This window comes from Neisseria sp. P0021.S006 (assembly GCF_051956895.1).
In genome coordinates, this window is sequence record NZ_JBQCWZ010000628.1 from 1 (window position 1) to 786 (window position 786).

At 52.0% G+C, this 786-nt stretch carries 1 protein-coding gene; it reads right to left on the bottom strand.

The window, feature by feature from the left end; translation table 11 throughout:
* On the bottom strand, positions 1 to 786 hold a 786-nt coding region (locus tag ACTHUM_RS16130; RefSeq protein ID WP_440403439.1), incomplete at both ends, for a phosphomannomutase/phosphoglucomutase.

Here is a 786-nt window from a genome sequence, read left to right on the forward strand (position 1 = left end):
TCGAAGGCAGACAGGATTTCCAAGAGGCGTGCGCCGGCATACATACCGTCGTCGAAGCCGAACCAGCGTTCTTTAAAGAAGATGTGTCCGCTCATTTCGCCGGCAACCAGTGCGCCGGTTTTTTTCATGGTGGATTTGATGAAGCTGTGGCCGGTTTTTTCCATCACAGGTTCGCCACTGTGTTCTTTAATCCAAGGCGCAAGCAGACGGGTGGATTTGACGTCGAAAATCACTTTGGCTTTAGGATTGCGGCTCAACACGTCTTGCGCGAAAAGCATTAATTGGCGGTCTGGATAGATGATGTTGCCGTCTTTGGTGACCACGCCCAAGCGGTCGGCATCGCCGTCAAATGCCAAGCCGATTTCGGCATCGCTGTTTTGAAGCTCGACGATGAGGTCTTGCAGGTTTTTCGGTTTGGATGGATCGGGGTGGTGATTAGGGAAATTGCCGTCCACTTCGCAGAAAAGTTCGGTCACTTCATTGCCCAAACCTTTGTAGAGTTTGCCTGCAAATGCGCCGCCGACACCGTTGCCCGCGTCAATCACGATTTTCATCGGACGTTTGAGCTTGATGTGGCCGACGATGTTGTTGTGGTATTCGCCGGAGATGTCTTTTTCGGTTACGCTGCCTTGTTTGTCGGCGGCAACAAAACCGTCTTTCTCAACAATAGCTAAAAGTTCTTGAATGGCTTCGCCTGCGAGCGTGTCTTCGCCGAGCATCATTTTGAAACCGTTGTAATCGGGCGGATTGTGGCTGCCGGTAATCATTACGCCGCTGCCGCCGCAT